Source organism: Fructobacillus evanidus, from assembly GCF_963580165.1.
GTDB lineage: Bacteria > Bacillota > Bacilli > Lactobacillales > Lactobacillaceae > Fructobacillus > Fructobacillus evanidus.
Genome location: NZ_CAUZLM010000001.1, coordinates 103,645 through 121,015, shown reverse-complemented (window position 1 = coordinate 121,015; position 17,371 = coordinate 103,645). Strand labels below are relative to the sequence as shown.

The 17,371-nt window shown below is 44.5% G+C and carries 15 protein-coding genes; 3 read left to right on the top strand and 12 right to left on the bottom strand.

Features of this window, described 5'->3' with window-relative positions; translation table 11 throughout:
- Positions 1–184: 184 nt before the first annotated feature.
- The gene (locus AABI08_RS00640; RefSeq protein ID WP_338343221.1) at positions 185–427 is read right to left on the bottom strand and encodes a hypothetical protein; all 243 of its coding nucleotides are present in this window, start codon (positions 425–427) and stop codon (positions 185–187) included.
- Positions 428–499: 72 nt separating this feature from the next.
- On the opposite strand from AABI08_RS00640, the gene AABI08_RS00635 reads away from it, so the two are divergent.
- Both AABI08_RS00635 and AABI08_RS00630 read left to right on the top strand, forming a co-directional pair.
- Positions 500–1,300 carry a sulfite exporter TauE/SafE family protein gene (locus AABI08_RS00635; RefSeq protein WP_338343222.1) on the top strand — a complete coding sequence of 267 codons (801 nt, stop codon included), beginning with the start codon at positions 500–502 and terminating at the stop codon, positions 1,298–1,300.
- A 221-nt stretch (positions 1,301–1,521) separates the two neighbouring features.
- Complete coding sequence (locus tag AABI08_RS00630; protein ID WP_338343223.1) at positions 1,522–2,172, top strand: NAD(P)-dependent oxidoreductase; 651 nt, start codon at positions 1,522–1,524, stop codon at positions 2,170–2,172.
- Between the two features lie 92 nt (positions 2,173–2,264).
- Here the strand turns inward: AABI08_RS00630 and asp3 are convergent, their stop codons facing one another.
- The 7 genes from asp3 to AABI08_RS00595 form a co-directional block, all read right to left on the bottom strand.
- On the bottom strand, positions 2,265–4,070 hold the full coding sequence (asp3, locus tag AABI08_RS00625; protein ID WP_338343224.1) for an accessory Sec system protein Asp3: 1,806 nt from the start codon (positions 4,068–4,070) through the stop codon (positions 2,265–2,267).
- The gene (asp2, locus tag AABI08_RS00620; protein WP_338343225.1) at positions 4,070–5,608 is read right to left on the bottom strand and encodes an accessory Sec system protein Asp2; all 1,539 of its coding nucleotides are present in this window, start codon (positions 5,606–5,608) and stop codon (positions 4,070–4,072) included. The genes asp3 and asp2 overlap by 1 nt, the downstream gene beginning before the upstream one ends.
- A 108-nt stretch (positions 5,609–5,716) precedes the next feature.
- Complete coding sequence (gene asp1, locus AABI08_RS00615) at positions 5,717–7,150, bottom strand: accessory Sec system glycosyltransferase Asp1 (protein WP_338343226.1); 1,434 nt, start codon at positions 7,148–7,150, stop codon at positions 5,717–5,719.
- Between the two features lie 21 nt (positions 7,151–7,171).
- Positions 7,172–8,005, bottom strand: coding sequence for a glycosyltransferase (locus AABI08_RS00610; protein WP_338343227.1), 834 nt, complete (start codon positions 8,003–8,005; stop codon positions 7,172–7,174).
- Positions 8,002–9,453 carry a glycosyltransferase gene (locus tag AABI08_RS00605; protein ID WP_338343228.1) on the bottom strand — a complete coding sequence of 484 codons (1,452 nt, stop codon included), beginning with the start codon at positions 9,451–9,453 and terminating at the stop codon, positions 8,002–8,004. Before AABI08_RS00605 ends, AABI08_RS00610 begins: the two co-directional genes overlap by 4 nt.
- 99 nt (positions 9,454–9,552) lie before the next feature.
- Complete coding sequence (gene pta, locus AABI08_RS00600) at positions 9,553–10,542, bottom strand: phosphate acetyltransferase (RefSeq protein ID WP_338343229.1); 990 nt, start codon at positions 10,540–10,542, stop codon at positions 9,553–9,555.
- An 88-nt stretch (positions 10,543–10,630) separates the two neighbouring features.
- Entirely contained in the window at positions 10,631–11,308 is a 678-nt protein-coding gene (locus AABI08_RS00595) for a uracil-DNA glycosylase (protein WP_338343230.1), read from the bottom strand.
- Between the two features lie 104 nt (positions 11,309–11,412).
- Between AABI08_RS00595 and AABI08_RS00590 the strand changes: the two genes are divergently transcribed.
- Complete coding sequence (locus tag AABI08_RS00590) at positions 11,413–12,141, top strand: SAM-dependent methyltransferase (RefSeq protein WP_338343231.1); 729 nt, start codon at positions 11,413–11,415, stop codon at positions 12,139–12,141.
- An 88-nt stretch (positions 12,142–12,229) separates the two neighbouring features.
- On the opposite strand, the gene cls is transcribed toward AABI08_RS00590, so the two are convergent.
- The 4 genes from cls to rnz are packed head-to-tail and all read right to left on the bottom strand — an operon-like array spanning position 12,230 to position 17,349.
- Positions 12,230–13,702, bottom strand: a complete 1,473-nt coding sequence (cls, locus tag AABI08_RS00585; RefSeq protein WP_338343232.1) for a cardiolipin synthase — start codon at positions 13,700–13,702, stop codon at positions 12,230–12,232.
- Positions 13,703–13,757: 55 nt separating this feature from the next.
- Complete coding sequence (locus AABI08_RS00580; RefSeq protein ID WP_338343233.1) at positions 13,758–14,291, bottom strand: adenine phosphoribosyltransferase; 534 nt, start codon at positions 14,289–14,291, stop codon at positions 13,758–13,760.
- A 24-nt stretch (positions 14,292–14,315) separates the two neighbouring features.
- Positions 14,316–16,406, bottom strand: coding sequence for a single-stranded-DNA-specific exonuclease RecJ (gene recJ / locus AABI08_RS00575; protein ID WP_338343234.1), 2,091 nt, complete (start codon positions 16,404–16,406; stop codon positions 14,316–14,318).
- Complete coding sequence (gene rnz, locus AABI08_RS00570; protein ID WP_338343235.1) at positions 16,393–17,349, bottom strand: ribonuclease Z; 957 nt, start codon at positions 17,347–17,349, stop codon at positions 16,393–16,395. The genes recJ and rnz overlap by 14 nt, the downstream gene beginning before the upstream one ends.
- Positions 17,350–17,371 lie beyond the last annotated feature (22 nt).

Sequence of the window (17,371 nt, the reverse complement as noted above, 5' to 3'; positions counted from 1 at the left end):
TAAAAACTTAATTTTTTAGATATTTTTAGACGTCTTTACCAATAATTTGTACATTTTTGTGACACTTTTGCGGAAATCGAGTTCGTGTGCCAGTTTTGCGTCAGATTGGTATAGTTATTTGATTTCAAAAATAGCTATTCCACCTAAATAAAAATATTCTTAATTAAAAATCCGACTTGAATTTCTATTTTGAAATTATGGGGCTTTTTTGAAAATAGACAATCATTGACTGACTAGTATTTTGCATTTTGACCTCATTTTTTCTTATACCTTTACCAATCACTGAAACCCAACCGACAAATAAGGCCAAAAAAATCACAGCCCCGTGATTTTTATTTAAAAAGAAAAACACTTTCCCATCAGAATTGATTTTCTGTCGGGAAAATTCTATACTCATAACTGTTATTCTTGTTAGTTTTTCTAACATTTTTTACCCACTTAACGATTTTTGTGATTTTACAAAAAAATAAAAATATTTCAAAGGAGACAATTTTTTTTTATGATAACAGACCATTATTTACAAGCTTTCCTTTTCCTTCTCCCGATGGGGATTTTAGCCGGAATCGTCAGTACCACTGCAGGACTGGCCTCCCTTGTTTCCTATCCCGCACTTTTAGCGGTCGGTATTCCACCAGTTTTTGCTGATGTCACGAACACCGCAGCCCTCGTGATGACCGGTTTTGGTTCAATGTTTTCTTCCAAAAAGGAATTAACCAGCCACAAAAAAGAATTAATTAAAATTTTTCCATTAACAATTTTAGGATCAATCCTTGGCGCTTGGCTACTCCTTTCACAGCCCGCTTCCTATTTTTCTAAGATTGTTCCCTTCTTTGTCTTGCTTGCCGGTCTACTCCTTTTCTCACAAATCAATAAGTCAAAGTCAAACCCGCTCAACTTGACTCGCGATGAATCAATGGAAAACGATGCCCATTCACCAGTCTATAAGACGGTGATTTCCATCGCCATCTTATTGGTTGGAATGTACTGTGGTTACTTCGGTGCGGCCGGTGGTGTGATGCTTTTGGCCATCCTTTCTGCCACAACCACGATGAACTTTTCTTCATACAATGCTGTCAAGAACGTTTCTCTTGGTGCATCAAACTTGATTGCAACCCTAATCTACGCCTTTTCTTCTCACATTTACTGGGAACTAGCCATTCCAATGGGAATCGGCCTCTTTATCGGTGGCTATATCGGTCCAAAAATCGTCCGCATTATCCCAGATAAGACATTAAAAATCATTGTTAGTATTTTAGCAGTCTTGTTGGCCGTCGACCTCTTCGTGAAGGCTTACTTCTAAAAATTAAATCATGATTATTCAAAAGAGCCGACCAGCCGCTGATCAGCTCTTTTTTCTATCACTAAAACCAACAAGGCCCATTGGTAAAATCAGCTATCAGACCTATAATGAATTCAGATAGTATGGTATAATTTCATTGTTGTATCTTTTAAAAATACAACAATGAGCATCACCTTTTAATTCAAATAACCAACACAGTCTTAGCATCGGAAGGAGTTTTCATGAAAGTATTAATTATTGGCGCAACAGGAATGGCGGGGTCAGCAACGGTCAAGGCAGCATTAGCTGCTGGCGACGAAGTTACTGCCAATGGTCGGTCAGCCGAAAAGCTCGCTGATTTGAAAAAGGAATTTCCAGCCATTAGCACATTGCAAAAAGACGCCTTTGACTTAACAAAGGACGATCTTTCAGCTTTTGACGTTGTTGTCGATTCTTTCTCGGCTCCAACCAAGGCTTTCTTGCAAATTGATTTGGCTGCCCACCTCGTTCACCTCGTCCGTGAACAAGAAAAGCCTCGCCTGGCCTTTATTCTTGGCGCTGCTTCACTTCACACCGGAGATGACCGCCATCTCTTACTTGACGATTTAAAGAAGATTCCTGGATCAGAGGCATGGGTCAGCGGCCCAGCCAACCAGGTACTCGAACTCGATTTCTTGAAAAACGTTGAAAACGTTTCTTGGTTTGGGATTTCACCATCCATGGAATTTATCGCTGGTCCGGCCGATCCAAAGCCATTAATCGGCCAAGATGATCTTTTGACTAACGATGAAGGAAAATCAGTGGTGACAGGTGATACGCTTGCCAACGTCTTAGTGGCCGAATACCACGAGCCAAAGCACCTTAATCAACGCTTTACAGTCGCTAACCACTAATAAATAAATTACTAGCAAAAAAAGCCCCGAAATTCTAAAATTTCGGGGCTTTTTAAGCGTTAAAAATACGTTGATGACTATCAGTGTCGAGATTAAGTCCGATTTCTAGTGAAAAAACCTAAGAGCTGCCTCTGGCGATTTGCTTCAGCACTCGCGATTCGTTGCTCTCTCGTTTCCTGTGCTTCGCTCGTTTCCTGTGCTTCGCTCGTTGCCGAGTGTGCTTCATCTTCTATCACCTGACTTGGTTCAGTTGCCAACTGCTCTGCTTGTGGCGCCTCGCCAGCATCTAAAGCACTTTTTTGTTCTTGACCGCTATTATCATGCTCTGCGTCGGTGTGTTCTTCTGCATCGGACTGATTTGAACCTTCAGACTCTTTTGCATTGTTTTGGTCTAACTCCACAGATTCTTTTGCGCTGGTTGAATCTAATTCCACCAATTTTTCTACATCATTTTTATCTGGTGCTTCAGTTTCTTCTTCATCCGCCTGAGCTGATTTTTCTGGAGCCAAATTTACCAATGGGAGACCATCTGAGGACTCTGAAGGCTGGTCCACTACTTGACTTTGATTGACAGAAATCCCTAGTTGAGATAGCGCCTCTTCTTGACTCACCTTAGACAATGGCGGTAAGTCACGAGGCACTAGTACTGGTCCTAACGGTGGCAAGGGTTGATCCGGTGCAACACCTTGATTCGTACCGGTACCAGTTGCTAGTCCGCTTTTTTTATCGCTTTCATTCACAGCATCCTGCTGATTCTTCTGTTGGTCAACTGGTAGTGCATCGTTCTTTGTTTCACTACTAGGAACTAGCTGTTTTGTCCGTTTTTTTTGGGCCTGTGCCTCTTTTTTACGTTGCTTTTCAGCCTCACGCTCTGATTGAATTCGCTCAAGTTTTTCCTGCCGGCTTTCTGGCCATTCAGGGTAAGATAGCTGTTGCAAAAGTTCTGCCTGAGGGCGAGTAATCCGGACAGAACTAGGATTTTCCGCCAAAGAGTAATGGACCAATAAGCTGTCATCGGCACTCATTAATCCCTTAATTTTTTCTGGTAGCGAAAACAAAAAAGCCGATAAATCAGTCGAATAATGGTTAATCCCTGATGGCAAAATGAGCTGATCAGGATTGGCAACAATTGCCTTTGCCCCCTTCACGGCCTGACGGTATTGCAATGCCACCATTGAAGAAACCAAACCGTAGCCAACAAACTCAACATCCTTAGAACGAGCTTCCTTCTTGGATTGACTAATCACTTTCAAAACTTCTTCATTATAAAAATCTTGGTAGTGAAGCAAATCGGTGGCAAGGTACAAGACCGCCTGGGGTGATTTTTTCACCGCTTGAATTGGATAACTGGTTTGACGAAATTCCGGTTCTCCGATGACTACCCGCAGGGTCTTACTGACCACCTGATTTGGTACATCCAAATAAGCCCCAAGGTGTCCTGTGAGTTGGTGATCCTGGTCCAAAAGCCAGCCATCGACTTTTTCCGCCATTGTAACCTCATAAAAGGTAAAATCACCCGTTCCAGCCGACATTAAATCTAACTGATAATGATCATAAACTTTTGGCACCTTTAAGTCCAAAAAGTCACTGTTTTGATACTGGCTACTGATAATTTGATTCTTTTCATCAAAAAAAGTCCAGTTCAAGTAGGCGTGCATTCGTTTGGAATTTTGTACCCGCCGGGTAGTCTTATAAATTCGACCGGGCTTCAATCGGGGCAAATCAGAAAAAGACTTATCCTGATAATAATTCGCTGCATCCGTCCATGAGGCAATTACCTGACCAGAAGGTAAAAAGTGGTTTGTATAATGCACCTCATCCTCTTTGATAAAGTCGACCATCGCCCCTTGTAATTCATGAAGGACTGTTTGTGGTTGCCAATAAATTTGATATTGCATTAACGCCAGCCCTCCTGTTTAATTGTTTTGGCCTGTCGACCAATCTCTTTTTTCAAAAACTCAACCATGGCATCTACCTGATCTTCATGGTGACCAGGCACTTGCTCGCGATTAACGACGACATCATGATTACGGAAGTATTCCAATAGTTTTGGTAATGATTCGCCATCATATTCGTCCTGAGTCATCGTAAAGAGTGAAACCTCGCCATTGCGCCAAGTCAGTTGGTCCAACGAATGCCAAAGTTTTTGGTCTAAACGTTCGGTATCAGACTGATCAAGCCGACCAGTTAACAAGTAGCGAACATCTAAAATCCAATCATGGTTAACGCCACTATGAGCAAAGGCCCCCTTAGCAGTGAAGGTCCCCAAATTAATAATTGGCTTGGCCAAGACTAAGTGGTCAGCAGCAAGCTGACCAGCATAATACATGGCAGCATAAGAGCCCATCGAATACCCGGCAAAAATCAGTTCATCAGCCGTTACTCGTACCGTTTCTTGAGCACTCCTGATTTTTTCCTTGACCAAATCCTCGTATTCTTCATTACCAACCATAAAGGCCCCGCCTTGCGTTCTGGGATCCGTGAAAATTAAGTATGGATAGCCTAAATCCGACAAAGGCCCCATCATCTCAAAGCCCTCAACGTAAAGGCGAGTGCCGACAAAGAGGACAACGAGTGGCCCCTTTTTAGTACCCGGGTTAAAGTAGGAGAGGACTTCCTGCCCATCCTCGGTCATATCACGTCTCCCGCCTGGCAAAAAGTACCCCAAGCCATGACGAGACCGCCGTTGGTGGACATTATGCAGGTCCAAGGTTCCCTTCCCCTTCGCAAGCACGAGAATTTGATAGTCCTGATACTGATATGGTGCCTTAATCGCCGTCAGCCGGTGCATTGCCGAGCCTTGAATCATCTGTAATTGCTGTAAATTGCCATTATGATAAAAAACAAAGCACAATGCCAATTCGGCATCCCCAGTTTGGTCATATTCACAGTAAACGAGGTTTTCCTGGCCGGGCTGATAGTCCCCCGGGAAAGTCTTAAGTGTGCCAATTTGCTGGTACTCAGCGCCAAAGTCACCATTAATAGCAGTTGAAAATCGACCTGACCTTTTCAGCCGCCAACGATAATTTTTTACCGGTAAAAACTGCGTTTCAGAAAAACGAGTTGGAAAGCCCGCCTGACCCAAATAAAGGTCACGAATAATTCGATTAGCGACCGCTTCTGGAGCATTTTCGTGAAAATAAAAAGCACCACGGTCATCCAAAGCCTGCTTCAGTTCCAAGTTAAAGCCCACCGCATCACCTAAATAAATAACTCGGTAAGCAGGCCATTCCCTGATTTGTCGGGCTAAAACAGTCGAATCGATTACAGAATCAGTCAATAGGACGTATGTATAAGCTAAAAAACTGGGATCTTGTTGTCGAGCCAACAGGAACGGCAAGTCCAGGCTGGCTGTATAATGCCAGTCCAAATTTTCGTTTTGAACCTGGGCAGTCCAATCCGTTTCTCCAATTTGTAAAATTGACATTTGGGCCATCGCGGTCCTCCTTCAAAAATTATTCAGTATTCAGTTGGTTATAAGTAGCTTAATGATGCCAATTTTATCAAACTTAATAACCTTCCTGACGAACAACTATTGCTTCAATCAGTGCAGTTCCAACCGCCATTTGGCAGCCAAAGCATCACTGGCATAATCCGCTTGGACCTGTATTAACGCCTTTTGAACACTCTGCCAATTGTTCTGATTAAGAAGCCAATTCAGACTAGTGACAATATCATTAACAGTTTCAATATGCTGCATTTCTGGCGCTTGGTAAGCAGTTTGGGTCTTAGTCAGTGAAGGTAATCCATGTGCTAATGCCTGGGCTTGAAGTGATAAATCAACCTGATCAGCAAGATCAATGACGACCGAAGCTGTCTGTAGGTATTCCTGCCGCTTTTTTGGTCCCTGCCAATCCAGAAGGACAAACTGGGCTGGCAAAGTCTCTAATCGTTCAAAAGCTAAGATCTGATTTTGAGCCAGCTGACCTAATTTTTCAGTTAATAATTGTTGAAAACCAACCTGCCACATATCGTTTTCAACAATGATGACCAAATCTTCATGCTCAATCGCCAGGTCAAAAAGCGTCGTAAAAATATGGTTGGCGTAATCAGCTGAAAGTGCACCTAAGCGCCAGTAGCAAACAAAATGTTCCTTCGGTACGGCGTTTTTAGTCGCCAAATCAACAGCAAAGGGCCCCAATACAATTGGTTGGTGAGCCTGATTGAACGAAGAGGCAAGTGGCACTTGGCCAGTCACTGTTTGAAAAGATAGGAGATCATTTGGTCCTAACTCTTGGTTGATTTCAGCGCCATAGAAGGGATAGTCTAGGACTAGGACTCGCTTATCGTCCTGAACTCTTTGGGCAATCGCTAGGTTTTCGGCCGAAGGTTCTACAAGAATCGTTTGATCTGAAAGCGATTGGATGTGTAAGACCACGAGCTGTTCAATCAAGGTATCGATTTTAGCAAAAGTTTGTTCAGAACCATTTGGCAACAGCGCCTGAACTTGACCAGTCTGACAATTTTCTGTTGCGACAACCGTCCCACTTTGGCTAAGGTAGTCAATCGTATTCAGTACATCGCCTTGGTAAGTCAACACCCGCGAAACAAAGCCCCGATCATCAATTGTGAGCTGTTGGTAAACTTGACCGTCTCTGAGCAAGTCAATTCGATCAATCAAATCCGCCTTTGGATAAGTAAAGTAAATGGTCGCGTAGTGAACCAAGTCGACCAAAACCGTAATTCGATCATACATTCGAATAAATTCGGCATTTTTAGGCCACGTAAAGTCTGTTAAATCAAGTGGTTGTCGGTCTTTCAACGTTACTTGTTGTAGTTCATCATAAGCTGACCAATAGCGAACACCCTCGATATGAGCCTGTCCAAGCCAAGTTCTTAACCGAGGCAGGTAATTGGCAAAAATAACGGTCACCTGGTCTTCTGCTCGCAAAAAGAGCTTGGTCAATGCCAGGCTACTATCAACCTCATTTTTTGAGTTCGAATTTTCTTGCCAAGTCGGCAATAAGGTTATGTTCAAGGCTTCTCTCCTTTATCAACCTCAAGCAAACAGTTCAACCTTGTCTAACGGCAGCCCTGCCTCTTTTAGTTTGTCTTGATCCATTTTAGCCACCAACACACGAGTAACAGCATGATTTGGATTTGTTAATACCATGACCAAATCAGGCCAGACATTTTCCTGTTCATCCAAGACACCCTGTGGAAGGGCCAACGTTGTTCCAGTAGGTGCCAATACCAAACAACGGTCAACAGTGCTAATGTTGATATCGTTTTGACCTTGCTTTTCCATCACGTCCTTCAGGTAATTCTCCGCAGAGTCATAGTGACGCTGATTTTTATCGAGGACAAAGTTACGCATCCCCTGGAAGTAAAACTCCTGGCAGACCATTTCGTCAAAGCCAACATAAAAATCAGATTGGAGCAGTTGCCCATTACTGAAATACTGTTTGGCAAATAAACGGCCGTTGCGTTGGTAAATATCTTTACGATCCTCTTGGCCACCTGCATTTTGCCAAGTCACTGCCTGCACGAGCCGGTTAGAATTCGCAAACCAGCGAACATCCGCCACCAAGTGTCCGGCCACAGAAATGCTTTTCGTCCAGTCCTTGTTCACAATCAACTGTCCCTGGTCAGGAACCTTTAAGTCATAAAACCAGAGCCCTTCTCCATCAACTTGGTCTGCTAGGTAACTTTGACTGCAAAGGTCAAAGACCTGGTGCAATTCCAAACCAAGATCCCGAGCGATTTGAACGGCATCTTCGTGCGGAGTTGCTAACCACAATTCATCTAGTTCACCAGCAAGAACTTGGTCAATTTGCCAAGCCACCGCTTGCTGGTTGCGTTCATCAAAACTATTAATTAAGGCAACTTTCACGATAGTTCTTCCTCCAGTTTGACCCATTGATCAGCAACATTTTCTGTTAAAAACGGCTGGCAAGAGGCAATCGCACCGGCCGAAAGTCGGTCATAATCCTGGAAGCAAGACAAAATGGCATCAGCAAGCTGATCCACATTACTTTTTCGATTGGCATCGCTTGTCGAAAAGTCAGCCAAATAGCCATTTTCTCCAGGATGAATCAATTCCTTGGCGCCAAAATTATTCGCATAACTAGCGACTGGCAGCCCTTGACCTAATGCTTCCAGATACGTCAAACCAAATCCTTCCGAATATGATGCAGAAACAAAAACATCATGGCGCTGTAGGTCCTTTGTCATATGCTGAGATAACCCGGCTAAGACGACTCGGTTGGTTAAACCTAAATCCTTAATCTGCTGGGCTAATTTCTGATCTTCGGCGCCGGCGCCGTAGATTGTTAGATTAACATCTTGACCACGTTCGACCAAAACTTGAACTGCATCAATAATTTGGTCAATATGCTTTTCTTCGTGCAGACGAGAAGCTGTCACTAGGTTCAACTTTTGATTTTTTCTGGTCTTTGCTTGGCCAAGGTGGGTAACCCCACCCACCGGAATGGCATATATCTTATCCAGGTTTTTCTCTGCGGTATGACCTTGCAAATCAGCCTTAAGAGCCGCTTTCTGCGCCTTAGTGGCCACAACCACCGCATCATACTGGTCTAAATGGTCCAACGTGTACTGATAAAAATTGTTAAAGAGGATACGCCCGTTCTCTTCGCTTACCTTATGGTTCGCATGAACCATACCAACGATTTTTTGCGTCGAACCAGCCGCTTTTTGCCGGACCAAGGTTTCATCGTAGAAGGTTCCACGATCGACAAAGTACGTATTTTGCCCAAAGTGTGCTGCTAGCTGATTTAAGAAAAAGGTCACCAATTCATCAAAGGTAAAGAAGTAATAATCCTCCCCCAAGAAATTAGTTAGGTGAATATCTTGCATGACCTTTTCGCCCGGACCTTGTCGGTACGACCACTCAACCTGGTGGTCCCCCTTTGTTAAGAAAACGTGGGCATCATCAACGATATAAATATTTTTTTCTGTACTAAAAATCTTATCGCGTAAACGGCGGATTTGATAGTTACCAGAGCTTTGAGTCGTGATAATCCGTTGCGTATCGGTTTGATCAATTAAGATTTTTTCATGGCTCTTTTGCACTTCTTCTGCTGGCAAACCATTATCCAGATAATCGAAAGGATTAGTGGCTAACAGAAAATCATAAAGGCCAATGACCTGATTTTCCGGCAAATGCCATTCGCGCATATGAACATGCAAATCTTGGAGTAAATCAGTAAAGATAATTTTGAATGGTAGTTGTCGGTCTAAAAAACATTGCGCTCGATAAAACTGAGCATGTTCGACACCCGAATTTCCATGACCCATACCTTGATTAAGAAAAAAATTCATAAACACTTATACCGCTTTCATTCAGATTTTTGTTGAATAATTTGAATAATGGCAAGAAAGGGCTAACCAAGTACTCGGTTACCCCTTTAAAGCGACTGATTAACGTTGAGCCAGAGCTTGGGCAGCCGTGATGATGGCCACCTTGACCACATCGTCTTTAGAAGCTCCTCTGGAAAGGTCTGAAACGGGCTTAGCCAATCCTTGCAAGATTGGGCCAATTGCCTCAAAGCCGCCTAAACGTTGGGCAATCTTGTAGCCGATATTGCCTGCCTCCAGACTTGGAAAGACAAAGACGTTCGCCTGACCAGCAACCGCTGAACCAGGGGCCTTGGCATTGGCCACCTTTTCAACAACAGCTGCATCAAATTGCAAGTCGCCATCAATTTGGTCAGCCAATTCTGGCGCCAATTCCTTGGCTAATTTTGTAGCTTCCTGAACCTTTTCAACTTGTTCCCCCCTAGCAGACCCCTTCGTTGAAAACGAAAGCATGGCCACCTTGGGATCAATCCCAAAAATTTTAGCTGTCTTCGCTGATTGAACAGCAATCTGGGCCATCGTTTCGGCATCAATATCAATGTTAATCGCACAATCCGCAAAGACAAAACGCTGGTCGCCCTTTTGCATAATGAAAGCACCAGAAATGCGGCGAGAACCAGGTGCTGTCTTAATTAACTGGAGAGCTGGACGAACCGTATCACCGGTTGGATGAACTGCTCCGGAAACCATTCCCTCGGCTGCCCCCATTTGAACAAGCATTGTACCAAAGTAGTTTTCATCTTGGAGCCACTTTTCAGCAGTCTTCTCGTCAGTCTTGCCCTTGCGGCGTTCAACTAAGGCTTGAATCATCTTAACGCGCTGGTCCGTTGGAACAGTCTTAATATCAACGATTTCAACCTGATTTAAACTCAATTGGAGCTTTTTTGAAAGGGCAACAATCGCCTCTTTATCACCCAAAACAATCGGACTGACCAAGTCCTCCTGGGCCAGCTCAACGGCTGCCGTCAAAACCCGTTCGTCTGTTCCTTCTGGAAAAACAAGGCGAATTCTTTGACCCTTAATTTCTGTTTTAAACTGATCGAAAAGTGACATATTTACGCTCCCTTTTTACACGTTGTTCTTTTCTAAAGTATACCAAAGTTTCTTTCGTTTATTAGCCCTTTACGGTCAAATTTCAAACTTATTTCAACCAGTTAACAGGCACTTCTTGGTGCCTTTCTAAAAAGGCATTGGCCTTCGAAAATGGTTTAGAACCAAAGAAGCCTCGATAAGCGGCCAATGGGCTTGGGTGTGGCGCCATTAAAATCAGATGTCTTTCAGCATCGATTAGCCGCGCCTTTTGCTGGGCTGGCTTCCCCCACAGGATAAAAACCTTTGGCCTTTGATCAGCGCTAGCTGCCCTAATTGCTGCATCCGAGAGTTCTTCCCAGCCCTGTTTTTGATGACTATTGGCCTGACCGGCTGCCACCGTAAAAACCGTATTTAATAGCAAAACACCCTGGCTTGCCCATGTCGTTAAGTCATGACTGGGTCGGCCAGCGCCAATATCACTGGCTAACTCCTTTAAAATGTTGCGCAATGACGGCGGTGCTGCTAGGAAATCAGGCACCGAAAAGGCCAGGCCCTGGGCCTGATTTTCCCCATGATAAGGGTCTTGACCTAAAATAACCACTTTGGTTTTTGCCAATGGAGTCTTCTCAAAGGCCAAAAAAACGTTTTCACGCTTGGGGTAAACTGGTTTTTGGGGGTCTTGATAAACCTGATTTAAAAAAGATTCGGCATGTTGCTGATAACCTGCGGGCAAAAAAGGCGCCAACGCCTGGTCCCAATCAGTTTTGGTTAAAGAAAAATCAGCCATGGTGTATACTACTCCTAATAAGACATTTCACTAACACTGTACCAAAGAACAACACAAGAGAAAACGCCACCAGATACGTTTTTACCCAATCTTAAGGACTCTTTATGCTTAATCGAGAAAAACTACTCACCTTGAAAGAACAATACATAAACGATTCACAGTCATTAATCAAAATTGATACGGTCATCGAGATTCTGGCTGCCCTGGACCAGCAGCAACTACCGGATCACCGCTTCTCCAACCTCCTAGAAGATGTCACTACCCTAAGCCGCCACCCAGAACGCCTCCTTCTCGATGACGCATTAGCAGAACTAAGAGAAACCTTGATTGTTAACTACGGGCTTTGGTTTTTACCAAACGCAGATTGGGTCAAAGACTTGGCCCGCTTTGCCGGTCCCAGGCCAATTATTGAACTAATGGCCGGTAATGCTGCCCTATCAGCTGCACTAAAAGCACAGGGGCATGCCGTCAAAGCCATTGATAGCCTCGATTGGAGTGGACAAGATAATGAACGCCCAGAGCCCTGGACAACAGTCATCAAGCAAGATGCCCTCACGGCGGTCAAGGAAAGCTTGCAAGAGGCCAAGGATCCAAATTCACAGCCAATCTTTGTCATGGCTTGGGCGCCGGATACCAGCGATGATGACTGGCATATTTTGCAATATCTCCGTAGCCAACCCCAGCCCTTCCACCTCATCGTGATTGGCGAAAAAAATGGGGCCACCAATTCCAAACATTTCTGGCAGGAGGCTGATTTGGAATTAAACGATATGTTAAATCAGCATTATCGGGCCTTTGATATGATTCAGGATGCTGTTTATCTGGTGCATTGATAGTCAACAAATTTATTAATTCCAACAAAAAAGAAGGCTTTCGCCTTCTTTTTTTATCAACCTAAGTCAAAAACGGTTGACCTGATTTTTATAAAATTGGTGCCAGTAACCTGGCAACATACTGCTTAAAGACTAACCACCGGCCCTGTTGAGCAAAACTCTCCACCGTCTGCTCACTAGAAACAGCCAAGTCCTGCTCAAAGACATGGGCGAGATGATGGGCCAAATCAGAATCGTATAGAAAGGCATTCACTTCGAAATTAAGTTTAAAGGAACGATAATCCAAATTAGCTGATCCAACCGAAGCCAAGTGATTGTCGACGACCATCGTCTTAGCGTGCAAAAAGCCATTTTGGTAATAATAAATCTTGATTCCATACTTAGCTAGCTGGGCGGCATAGTATTGGGTTGCTCGATAAACAAAGGGATGATCTGGCATGCAGGGCACCATAATTCGCACATCAACCCCCGAATTAGCAGCAATTCGCAAAGCATCAAAAGTTGAATCATCCGGAATTAAATAGGGCGTTTGAATCCAACAACGTTTTTTAGCCAATTGAATCAAACGGATATAGCCCATCTTGATCTGCTCGTCATCCGTTTCAGGACCGGAAGTAACAATTTGTAAATTCGATTTACCCTGCAACGCTAATTGCAATGGTGGGAAATAACGGTCTGATATCACCGCCATTGGCCGCTTTGGCTCAGAAGCGTTCCAATCCAACAAGAAATGAGCTTGAAGTGAGTAGACTCCGGAGCCCGTCATCCGTAAATGCGTATCACGCCAATGACCAAATTTTTTATCCCGGCCAAGGTACTGATCGCCAATATTAAAACCACCAACATAGCCAACTTGCCCATCAATCACCACGATTTTACGGTGATCACGAAAGTTCAACTGAAAATCAATCAGCGTTAGTCGCCGCTTCAAGAATGGCACAGCATGACCGCCCGCCTCTCGCAACGGTGCAAAGAACCGCTTGGTCGTTCCAAAGGAACCCAAGGCATCGTAAATGACGTGCACCTCAACGCCTGCTTGAGCCCGTTCAACCAAAATATCTCTGATTTCATGGCCCAACTGATCACTATAAAAAGTATAAAACTCGAGGTTAATACTTTCCTGTGCCTGCCTTAAATCCTCTTTTAAGCGGTCAAAAAAATCAACACCCGAAGTAAAAATCTTAACATGATTTTTCGTAGCTAAGGACGTCTGATTAATATTTTGAAACAGCGTGACCAAGGAGCGGGCTTGAACTAAGGAGGCCTGCGTTTCATTGACACGTGTCACAAAGCCTTCTCTTTTACCCCGCTCATCAGCTTCTTGAATCAAATCGGCGATTTTTTCATTCATCGCCGAAGTATCTTGCCCTTGGTAGGCAAAAAGCCGGCGCTGTGATAGCTTCCGGCCCGCAAAAGAATAAATAATAAAACCAAGGACCGGAATTAAAATCAGGACTAAAATCCAAGCCCAAGTAGCGGCGATGTCTCGTGGTTCACGAAAAACCGTGATAACGGCGACAGTCGTGTTAATAATTAAAAGTACTACTAGTGTTGTTAGCATCTGCTTCCCTTTATTTCACCCTGTGAAAGTCCGGTTTTTTACCAAGTGCTAGTCCTTAGTATTCCATCAAAGCAACAAAAGGTACTTCGCCGGCTTCCATAATCTTCTCTCGACCGTGAAGGTCCTCTAATTCAATAATAAAGGCCACTCCAGCCACAACGCCACCTAATTCTTCAACAATCTTACGGGTGGCATTGATCGTTCCGCCAGTTGCCAAAAGGTCATCGACAATCAAAACCCTTTGACCTGGCTTAATGGCATCCTCGTGGATTTCCAATTCGTTGACACCACCATACTCCAATGTGTAAGAAGCAGAAACTGCCTTACGTGGTAACTTACCAGACTTACGTGCTGGTACAAAACCAATGCCCATGGCATAGGCCAATGGCGAACCAACAATGAAGCCACGTGATTCTGGCCCAGCAATCAAGTCGACATCTAAATCTTTGGCAAAGTCCACAATTTGATTAATTGCTTGCTTATAGGCTGGTCCATCACCCATCAAAGGTGAGATATCACGGAAAGAAACACCAGGTTCTGGATAATCTTCCACTGTGGCTACATAATCATGTAAATCAATTTTACTCATTTTTATTTCCTCGAGCCGGGTTCATTAACCGGCAAAATACCGCTGGTATGTGACAGAGTTTGCCAAGGGCTTTTTACTGGTACTTGGTAAACACAAAATGGTCCCTGCATTCATTTTAACAAAACCGAGGTCCAAAAAGACCTGAATCATTAATTTAAATTGCTTTTCTTGCATTGAAAGTTCGGATAATACAACTTCTAGATGCCCGATAATGTCCAAATTTTGGTGTCCATACAAATATTTATATAGTCTGGCAAAGTCTTGGCTACTCGTTTGACCGATTGCCTGTGCCAATGTTTTGGATGAATTTTTAACCGCAGCTTGTGCAGTCTGTGCCGTTTGGGTAACTTGTTTTCTAACCTGGTGCACAACTGGATCAATTGACGTAGGCTGATTTTGCTCAACCTCGACAAAGGCCAAATCTTCCAGCATCAGCTGCAACCTAGTTTTGCCGGCAAAGGTATTAACGCCAACCTTACCCGCCAGTGTCGCTTGCGTCTTCTCTTGGGCTTCTTTCACCAAATCAGGCTGGTTGAAGGCCAAAGCCTCGACAAAGCCCCGACCGCCACGAATATTAAGCTTTAAGTGCTGATTTAACGCCCCCATCGACTGCACCGATTCTAGCGGCACATCTTCAACGGCAATGACCGGCTGTGGGTTGCCCTGGCCAAATGGTTCAAGCAACGCTAACTGCTGGTAAAAATCAGGCGTCAAAATGCGTGGCTGCACAACCAAGTTAACAGCCAATTTTTGATCGGCAAATTGTAGGTTAGCCCCATCTTGTTGAACCAAGTTTTGGACTACCGGCAATTCATCTGGCATCATGCTGACCCCTAAGGCACCAGCATGGCCACCAAAGCTAGTGAAATGGTCCGCATAGACCTGTAAGAAGGCGTGCAAATCAAAGTCCCCAAAGGACCGGCCAGAGCCCTTATAGACACCATCAACGAGTGAAAGAACCACCACGGGCTTTTTCACTAATTCAACTAGGCGGGCAGCGACAATGCCAAGAATTCCTTGATGCCAATCTTGGCCCGCAATCAACAAAATGTTGGTCTCCTGATTTTTTTCGTCTAATGCCTGCTCTTTTGCCTGGTCAAAGACGGTGTCCACTAAGGACCGACGCTCATCGTTGAGCTGTTCGACTTCCTTAGCAATCGCCTTGGCCCGGTCTAAATCCTTTGTTAGCAAAAGTTCCAACCCTAGCTGACCATTGGCCAATCGACCAATCGCGTTTAACCGTGGCGCAATTTTGAAACCAATTGTTTCGGCTAAAATCGCTTGCCCCTTGGCATGCTTCGCACTCTTTAACAGGGCTGCTAAACCAGGTCTAGGATTTTCCTCAATTTGCTTGAGTCCCCAAGTCACAAAGGCCCGGTTTTCATCAGTCAAAGAAACCACATCGGCAACCGCCCCCATAGCAACTAGGTCCAAAAATTCCACTGGTAAGTCTTCCAATGATTCGGCCGGCTGCCCATCGGCTAAGATTGCCTGGGCAACCTTAAAAGCGACTCCCGCTCCTGACAAATCAGAAAAGGGATAATTGCCTTCTGGGTGACGCGGGTGGATGATGGCATAGGCTTCAGGCAGGGTTTCTGGCAATGCGTGATGGTCAGTCACGACCACATCAACGCCAGCACCTTGCGCCCAAGCAATCGCCTCATGGCCACTCACGCCATTATCAACGGTGATAATCAAGCTAGCACCGGTTTCTTCAACCAGACGTTGGTAAGTTGTCAAATTGGGTCCATACCCGTCTTTGAAACGATTTGGAATGTAAGGCGTTACTTCCGCCCCAAGCGATGTCAGTGTTTCCACCATAATCGCGGTACTCGTGATACCGTCGACATCATAGTCACCATAAACCAAAATTGGTTCGGCAGTAAAGACCGCTTCTTGAATCCGATCCACCGCCTTTTCCATATCGAAAAATTCGCTTGGATCATGAATACTTTGAAAATCAGGATGCAAAAAGGCTTGTGCCTCTTTCACATCCTTGATGCCGTTTTGCACCAAAAAACCTGCTGTAACTGGGTTTAAATGTAATTGTTCCTGTAACCGTTGGCTACTCATTTGATCTGGTTGGTCTAACAACCGCCAATTACTTGGTACCATGCTGCTCCTTCTTGAATGGGACATCAACAACGTCGAAGTCACGGGCAACATAGGTATTTGGGAACAAATGTTTCACATCGCTAATGAACTTCTTTAATAATGGGCCAATATAGCGGGCAGAAATGTGGACCAAGACTAATTTGCCAACATGACTGTCCAGCGCTAAGTTAGCCGCATCACGGGAGGTTGAATGTCCATGTGCCCGTGCTAATTTACTTTCTTCCTTACTTTGACCATAGGTTGATTCGTGGACCAAAACGTCTGCGCCTTGCGCCAAAATCTTTGCCTGGTCGTTTGGAAGTGTATCCAAAATAAAGGTCACGACCCGTCCCGGCTGGGCTGGGCCAAGGTAATCCTGGCCGTTAATCACACGACCATCATCCAAAGTGACTGTTTCGCCAGCCTTTAAGCGACCATAAACTGGACCGGCCGGGATTTGATCAGCCTTTACCTTGTCAATCAGCAACTCACCTGGGTGAGGCTTTTCTTCGACCCGAAAACCCCAGGCTTCAATCCGGTGCTTCAAGGGAGCTGCTATCACGCGGAAGGTTTCATCTTCAAAAATCGTCCCAACCTCAATTTCCACATAGTGAACCGGGTAAGACAAGTGCGTATCTGAAACCCGCAAAGCCGTTTGCACAAAGGACTTCAGACCCTTGGGACCATAAATCGTCAATGGTTCGCTTTTATCAGCACCCTGAAAAGACCGTGAGGACAATAAACCAGGCAAACCAAAAATATGGTCGCCATGTAAGTGGGAAATAAAAATTTTTTCAATCTTCCGTGGGCGAATCGTTGTTTGCAAAATTTGGTGCTGGGTCGCTTCCCCGACATCAAAAAGCCACACAGCATTCCGCTCATCAAGTAGCTTCAAAGCAATGCTGGCCACATTGCGAAATTTAGATGGTTGGCCCGAGCCGGTTCCTAAAAATTCCAGTTCCATCGGTCTTGTCCTTTATCCTATA

Excerpts from the sequence above, each read along its gene's own strand:
- AABI08_RS00640 (WP_338343221.1), bottom strand. The coding sequence starts at position 427 with ATGTTAGAAAAACTAACAAGAATAACAGTTATGAGTATAGAATTTTCC.
- AABI08_RS00635 (WP_338343222.1), top strand. The coding sequence starts at position 500 with ATGATAACAGACCATTATTTACAAGCTTTCCTTTTCCTTCTCCCGATG.
- AABI08_RS00630 (WP_338343223.1), top strand. The coding sequence starts at position 1,522 with ATGAAAGTATTAATTATTGGCGCAACAGGAATGGCGGGGTCAGCAACG.
- asp3 (WP_338343224.1), bottom strand. The coding sequence starts at position 4,070 with ATGCAATATCAAATTTATTGGCAACCACAAACAGTCCTTCATGAATTA.
- asp2 (WP_338343225.1), bottom strand. The coding sequence starts at position 5,608 with ATGGCCCAAATGTCAATTTTACAAATTGGAGAAACGGATTGGACTGCC.
- AABI08_RS00605 (WP_338343228.1), bottom strand. The coding sequence starts at position 9,453 with ATGAATTTTTTTCTTAATCAAGGTATGGGTCATGGAAATTCGGGTGTC.
- pta (WP_338343229.1), bottom strand. The coding sequence starts at position 10,542 with ATGTCACTTTTCGATCAGTTTAAAACAGAAATTAAGGGTCAAAGAATT.
- AABI08_RS00595 (WP_338343230.1), bottom strand. The coding sequence starts at position 11,308 with ATGGCTGATTTTTCTTTAACCAAAACTGATTGGGACCAGGCGTTGGCG.
- AABI08_RS00590 (WP_338343231.1), top strand. The coding sequence starts at position 11,413 with ATGCTTAATCGAGAAAAACTACTCACCTTGAAAGAACAATACATAAAC.
- cls (WP_338343232.1), bottom strand. The coding sequence starts at position 13,702 with ATGCTAACAACACTAGTAGTACTTTTAATTATTAACACGACTGTCGCC.
- AABI08_RS00580 (WP_338343233.1), bottom strand. The coding sequence starts at position 14,291 with ATGAGTAAAATTGATTTACATGATTATGTAGCCACAGTGGAAGATTAT.
- recJ (WP_338343234.1), bottom strand. The coding sequence starts at position 16,406 with ATGGTACCAAGTAATTGGCGGTTGTTAGACCAACCAGATCAAATGAGT.
- rnz (WP_338343235.1), bottom strand. The coding sequence starts at position 17,349 with ATGGAACTGGAATTTTTAGGAACCGGCTCGGGCCAACCATCTAAATTT.